Annotated in this window: 5 protein-coding genes and 1 pseudogene; 2 read left to right on the top strand and 4 right to left on the bottom strand. The window is 74.8% G+C overall.

The annotated features are described in order from the left end of the window. Positions 1 to 37 precede the first annotated feature (37 nt). The 3 genes from panC to GSF22_RS28915 form a co-directional block, all read right to left on the bottom strand. Complete coding sequence (gene panC, locus GSF22_RS28925; RefSeq protein ID WP_208817037.1) at positions 38 to 886, bottom strand: pantoate--beta-alanine ligase; 849 nt, start codon at positions 884 to 886, stop codon at positions 38 to 40. Beyond that, positions 883 to 1,893, bottom strand: coding sequence for a Rossmann-like and DUF2520 domain-containing protein (locus GSF22_RS28920; RefSeq protein WP_208817035.1), 1,011 nt, complete (start codon positions 1,891 to 1,893; stop codon positions 883 to 885). Before GSF22_RS28920 ends, panC begins: the two co-directional genes overlap by 4 nt. Before the next feature lie 193 nt (positions 1,894 to 2,086). Then, positions 2,087 to 3,418 carry a phytase gene (locus tag GSF22_RS28915; RefSeq protein WP_208817033.1) on the bottom strand — a complete coding sequence of 444 codons (1,332 nt, stop codon included), beginning with the start codon at positions 3,416 to 3,418 and terminating at the stop codon, positions 2,087 to 2,089. Between the two features lie 53 nt (positions 3,419 to 3,471). Here GSF22_RS28915 and GSF22_RS28910 point away from each other — a divergent pair, with 53 nt between their 5' ends. Beyond that, positions 3,472 to 4,506 carry an SAM-dependent methyltransferase gene (locus tag GSF22_RS28910; RefSeq protein WP_208817025.1) on the top strand — a complete coding sequence of 345 codons (1,035 nt, stop codon included), beginning with the start codon at positions 3,472 to 3,474 and terminating at the stop codon, positions 4,504 to 4,506. Continuing rightward, the gene (locus GSF22_RS28905) at positions 4,503 to 5,696 is read left to right on the top strand and encodes an NADH-quinone oxidoreductase subunit D (RefSeq protein ID WP_208817017.1); all 1,194 of its coding nucleotides are present in this window, start codon (positions 4,503 to 4,505) and stop codon (positions 5,694 to 5,696) included. The genes GSF22_RS28910 and GSF22_RS28905 overlap by 4 nt, the downstream gene beginning before the upstream one ends. A gap of 108 nt (positions 5,697 to 5,804) precedes the next feature. On the opposite strand, the pseudogene GSF22_RS28900 reads toward GSF22_RS28905, so the two are convergent. Beyond that, a pseudogene (locus GSF22_RS28900) lies at positions 5,805 to 6,349 on the bottom strand (hypothetical protein); the annotation flags it as partial.

The raw sequence follows: 6,349 nt of genomic DNA, 5'->3' as shown, positions 1-6,349 counted from the left end.
GGGCCGGGCGGCCAGTCCCCGGCGGCGGGCGGAACGGTCAGTCGTGGGCGGCGAGCCGGACCGCCGTGTTGTCGATCAGTCGGGTGGTACCGACCCAGGCGGCGATGAGCATCCGCGCCGGACCACCCGTCGGCCCCGGCTCCAGATCCGGGTCGGTGAGCACCAGGTAGTCCAGCCGGGCTCCGGGCGTACTCGAGTCGAAGGCGTGATGGGCGGCGGCGAGCACGCTGGTGGGATCGAGCCCGCGCTCGGCGGCGGCGGCCCCGGCCCGCAGCGCGGTCGAGAGGCTGAGCGCGGCGGCCCGCTCCGGCGCCGACAGGTAGCGGTTCCGGCTGGACAGCGCCAGGCCGTCCGGCTCGCGCACGGTCGGCACCCCGACGACCTGCACCGGCAGGTCGAAGTCCGCCACCATCCGTCGGACCAGGGTCAGCTGCTGGTAGTCCTTCTCGCCGAAGAAGACCAGGTCGGGACGGGTCAGGTTGATCAGCTTGAGCACCACGGTGAGTACCCCGTGGAAGAAGCCCGGCCGGCTGCCGCCCTCCAACTCCCCACCGAGCAGCCCCGGCTCGACCCGGATCTCGGGCGCGCCACCCGGGTACATCTCCGCCCGGTCCGGGGCGAAGACCAGGTCCGCCCCGGCCCGCCGGCAGATCTCCAGGTCACTGTCGAGGGTGCGCGGGTACCGGTCGAAGTCCTCGTTCGGACCGAACTGCAACGGGTTGACGAAGATCGTCACCAGGACGTGGTCGGCCTGCTCACGGGCGGCCCGCAGCAGCGCCTCGTGCCCGGAGTGCAGGGCACCCATCGTCATCACCACACCCACCGTGCCGGTCAGCCCGGACCGGGCCTTGCCCAGCTCGGCGCGGGTGTGCAGCAGTTCGGTCATCCGACAACCTCCCGGTCACGGTCGGCCAGGACGCCGAGCAGCGACTCGGCGTCGACCGGCCGGAGCCGGCCGGCGGCAATCGCCCGGACCGCGGTCCGCCGGGCGAGGGCGAGATAGGGGGCCAGCGACTCCGGCGCCGTCGCGGCCAACCGGTCCAGGTGCTTCCCGACGGTACCGGCGTCCCCCCGGGAAACCGGGCCGGTCAGGGCGGCGTCACCCAGTCGCAGGGCATTGTCCAGGGCGGCCCGCAGCAGCGGCCCGAGGACCTTCTCCGGCTGCGTCACCCCGGCGTCCCGCAGCCGGTCCACCGCCTCGTTGACCAGCGTGACCAGGTGGTTCGCGCCATGGGCCAGCGCCGCGTGGTACAGCGGCCGGTCCGCCTCGGCGACCCACTCGGGCACCCCGCCGAGGTCGGCCACCAGCCGGGCGGCCAGCGGGCGCAGCCCCGCCGGGGCGGTCACCCCGTACGAGATGCCGGCCAGCCGGGCCAGGTCGTCCGGGGTACCCGTGAAGGTCATCGCCGGGTGCAGGGCCAGCACACCGGCACCGGCGGCGACCGCCGGGGCGAGTACGGCCGTCCCGTGCGCGCCCGAGGTGTGCGCCACCACCTGACCGGGGCGCAGCACCCCGGCCCCGGCCAGCCCGGACACCACCCCGGCCAGGGCGTCGTCCGGCACCGCCAGCAGCAGCAGGTCGGTGGCGGCCCGCGCGGTGGCGGGCACGTCGAGGTGGGCGGCGTCGGGCAGCAGCAGGGCGATCCGGGCGCGGGTCGCCCCGGAACCGCCGGAGGCGGCGACCACCCGGTGCCCGGCGGCGTGCAGGGCGGCACCGAGGACGGCGCCGACCCGGCCACCACCGACCACCCCGACGGTCAACGGTCGACGCGGGTGGACGGACGGGGGTCCCGACACGGCGGCCCCGACGGGCACCGCCTCGCCTGGGCGCGGAGCGGCGTCGGTTACAGGGCGCGGAGCAGCACCCGGGGCAGGGCGCGGAGAAGCGCTCATGGCAGCGATCCAGTCCTCGGAAGTGGGTACCGGTCGATCGCAAGTATGCGCCGCTGTTGCCGAGTGGTCACAAGACGGTGTGAAAACCTTCACCGCCCGCCGGGCGGTAAGGAAGGGCCCCTTGTTAACGCTTTCGGTAGAGGAAGGGCCCCTTCCTAACACCTGATCACCGCGAGCCGAGAGCCGACCGGGCTCAGCCCTGCCGCAGGAACCCCGCGTCGAGGAACTTGAAGTTCGTGTTCGGGCGCGCCTCGCCGTCCGGTCCGACCACCTCCGGGGTGTTTCCGCCGTCGTGCACCACCAGCAGGCCGCCCGGGTACCCGGGCAACGGGGTGGCCACCACCGCCGCCCCGTCGCACTCCTGCGACCCGTCCACCGCCCGGCCGTCGGTCACCGCGAACCGGCCGGTCGGGCGCAGGGTACGCCGGTCGTACGTGTAGAACGTGTCGTCGCCCTGGCTGGAGACGACCAGGGTGCCGTCGTACGGGCCCTGCGGCCGGATGGTCAGCCCCTCCACGTCGGCGGCGATCCGCCCGCCGAACCCGGGGTCGGCCGGGTAGTCCACCACGCACTCGTCCTCCTCGGCGTCGTACGCGGCCGGGATCCCGTACTCGCGGGTGTGCTCGACGACCTGCGGGGCACCCTGGAACCGGCCACCCCGCACCGGGATCCGCCAGAGCCCGACGGTCTCCTGGGCCAGGTACGCCACCCCGGTCGCCGGGTCCACCACGGTCCCCTCGACCTGCGGCCCGTCGCCCGGGTCGGCGCACGGCGCCCAGGCCGAGCCGTCGGGCAGGGTGAACGTCGACGGCAGGGTCAGCCGGTCCACCGGCAGGTAGGAGACCGTCGAACCCTCGGCGACCAGCCGGAAGATCCCCACCTCGGGTGTGCTGCGCCGGCTGACCAGCGCGTACGTCGTACCGTCGGGGTCGGTGAAGGTGCCCAACCCGTACGCCGTCCGCTGGTCGTTCACCTCGTCCTGGTCGGCGCTGAACGCGTACCGGACGTCCGGGGCGGTGACGTCGGTCAGCCGCCGCGTCACCGGGTCGATCCGGTAGAACCGCAGGTGGTCCCGTCCCCGGTCGGTCACCACCGCCAGGTCCACCCGCTGACCGCCGAGCCGGAAGCCGGTCACCAGGTCGACGTTGTTGAACCGGCCCGACTCGTCGTCCGGTCCGGGGGCCGGCGGGGTGGCGATCGCCTGCCGCTCCCGGCCGCGCAGGTCGTAGACCCGCAGCCCGCCGTTCTTGGCGGTGGCGATCACCAGGCTGCCGGCCCGGTCGGTCGGGTGCACCCAGATCGCCGGGTCGTCGGCGTCCGCGTCGCCACCGGCGGTGTCGTCGTACAGTGCCGGGGTCTCGGCCCGGGCGTGCACCAGCCGGAGCTGGTCCTGGACCGCCGACGACGGCCGGGCCTGCGGCGTCCGCGCCGCGTCCGCGTCCGGCGGCCAGAGCAGGGGTACGGCGACGAGCAGCGGCACGGCGACCAGGACGGGCGCGCGCAGCGGTACGGCGAATCGACTCATGGCCGCGACCGTAGGGTCGGCAGCGTGACAGGCTTTGAACGGCGGGTGAACTGATGCTGCGCAGTTGGCGGACAGCGATGACGGAGGCGCTGTACGGGCCGGCCGGGTTCTTCGTCACCGGGGCGCCGGCCGGGCACTTCCGGACCAGCGTGCACGCCACCCCGGCCTTCGCCGGGGCGCTGCTGCGCCTGCTGCACCGAGTCGACGTGGCACTCGACCGGCCGGCCCGGCTGGACCTGGTCGACATCGGCGCCGGCCGGGCCGAACTGCTGCGTACCCTCACCCACCTCGCCCCGCCGGAACTGGCCGCCCGGCTGCGGCCGGTCGCCGTGGAACTCGCCCCCCGACCGGTGGACCTGCCAGCCGGGGTCGACTGGGTGGACGCGGTACCGGACGGGCTGACCGGGCTGCTGCTCGGCACCGAGTGGCTGGACAACGTACCGGTCGACGTGGCCGAGACCGGCCCCGACGGCTGGCGGCAGGTGCTGGTCGCCCCGGACGGCACCGAGCAGGCCGGTCCCCCGGTCACCGGGGCGGACGCGGAATGGCTGGCCCGCTGGTGGCCGGTGACCGGGACGTCGGGCGGCAGCCCCGCCGGCCGGGCCGAGATCGGCCGTCCCCGGGACACCGCCTGGGCGGCGGCGGTGGCCGCCCTCGACGCGGGACTCGCCCTCGCCGTCGACTACGGCCACCTGCGTGCCGGACGGCCGGTCGACGGCACGCTGACCGGGTACCGGAATGGCCGGCAGGTGCCCCCGGTGCCGGACGGTTCCACCGACCTCACCGCGCACGTGGCCGTCGACGCGGTCGCCGAGGCCGGGGTGGTGCCGGGCGGGCAGCCGTACACCCTGGTCGGTCAGGCCGGGGCGCTGCGGGCGCTCGGGGTCGACGGGGCCCGGCCGCCGTTGGCCCTGGCCGGGACCGACCCGGCCGGGTACGTCCGGGCGCTGGCCGCCGCGTCCGCCGCCGCCGAACTGACCGACCCGGCCGGCCTCGGCGGCCACTGGTGGCTGCTGCAACCGGTCGGCATCGACCCGGCGCCGCTGCTGGCGCCCGGCATCGACCCGACGCCGTCCATGGCACGATGACGGGCATGACCACGGACGCCGGTGCCCTGCGTGAGCTGACCGTCGGTACCGGAGCCGGCCTGGTCCCCGACACGGCCGCCGACGGGCAGCAGCTCGGCACCGACATGGTGCTCAACATCGGGCCGCAGCACCCCTCCACCCACGGTGTGCTGCGGCTGAAACTCGTCCTCGACGGGGAACGGGTGGTCTCCTGCGAACCGGTCGTCGGCTACATGCACCGGGGCGCGGAGAAACTCTTCGAGGTCCGCGACTACCGGCAGATCATCGTGCTCGCCAACCGGCACGACTGGCTGTCGGCGTTCTCCAACGAGCTGGGTGTGGTGCTCGCCGTCGAACGGCTGATGGGGCTGGAGGTGCCGGAACGCGCGGTCTGGCTGCGCACCGCGCTGGCCGAGCTGAACCGGGTGCTCAACCACCTGATGTTCCTCGGCTCGTACCCGCTGGAGATCGGCGCGATCACCCCGATGTTCTACGCCTTCCGCGAGCGGGAGACGTTGCAGGCGGTGATGGAGGAGGTCTCCGGGGGCCGGATCCACTACATGTTCAACCGGGTCGGCGGGCTCAAGGAGGAGGTACCGGCCGGGTGGACCGGACGCGCCCGGGCCGCCATCGACGAGGTCCGCCGTCGCCTGCCGGACCTGGACAACCTGATCCGCCGCAACGAGATCTTCCTGGCCCGCACGGTCGGGGTCGGGGTGCTCACCGCCGCCGAGGCCGCCGCGTTCGGCGCGTCCGGCCCGGTCGCCCGCGCCTCCGGGCTCGACCTCGACCTGCGCCGCGACGAGCCGTACCTCGCCTACGGCGAGTTGGACGTCCCGGTGGTCACCCGCACCACCGGCGACTGCCACGCCCGGTTCGAGGTGCTGCTCGACCAGGTGTACGTCTCCCTCGACCTCGCCGAGCAGTGCCTCGACCGGGTCGACCGGCTGACCGGGCCGGTGAACACCCGACTGCCGAAGGTGGTCAAGGCGCCGGAGGGGCACACCTACGCGTGGACCGAGAACCCGCTCGGGATCAACGGTTACTACCTGGTCTCCCGGGGCGAGAAGACCCCCTGGCGGCTCAAACTGCGCACCGCGTCGTACGCCAACGTGCAGGCCCTCGCCACGCTGCTGCCCGGTTGCCTGGTACCCGACCTGATCGCGATCCTCGGCTCGATGTTCTTCGTGGTCGGCGACATCGACAAGTGACCGGCGACATCGACACGTGACCGGCGCGGCCAGGCGGGCGACCGGCGCGGTGGCTGCTCCGGGGCGCCCTCTGGTGGTGACCGGCGCGGTGGCTGCTCCGGGGCGCGGTCAGCGCCAGTGGCCGTCCCCGTGCCGGGCTGCCGACCGGTAGGAGCCGCCGCTGTGGTGGGAGCCACCCGGGTAGGGCAGTTCGGCGTCCCGGTCGTCCCGCTCGTGCCGTCGCCGGGACGGGCCACCGGCCTTCGTGGCCCAGACTTCCCCCGGATCCGCCTCGGCGGTACCCCGGGCACCGTGCGCTCCGCTGTCGTACCTTCCCGGGCCGTACGGACGGCGCCCGGCGGACGGTCCGGTGTCCCATGACCCGGACGGCGGCCCGGACTCCCAGCCACCCGGGGACTGCTCGGTCTCCCAGCCGCCGGAGGGCGGCCCGGCATCCCAGCCACCGGACGGTGACCCGGACTCCCAGCCGCCCGACGTCGGTTCGGCCGGACCGCCACCTGGCGCATTGTCCGGTGCGCGGCGCCGACCGGCCGGTCCTGCCGGCTCCGGGCCGGACCGGTGCACGGTCGCCCACCGGTCCTCGACGTGCCGTTCGGCGCCGTGCCCGTCGGCGTGCAGGCCGGCCCGACGTTCCCCGATCCGCACCTCCCGCC

It is taken from the genome of Micromonospora echinofusca (assembly GCF_017614955.1).
Classification (GTDB): domain Bacteria; phylum Actinomycetota; class Actinomycetes; order Mycobacteriales; family Micromonosporaceae; genus Micromonospora; species Micromonospora echinofusca_A.
This window is presented reverse-complemented; position numbering and strand designations above follow the sequence as displayed.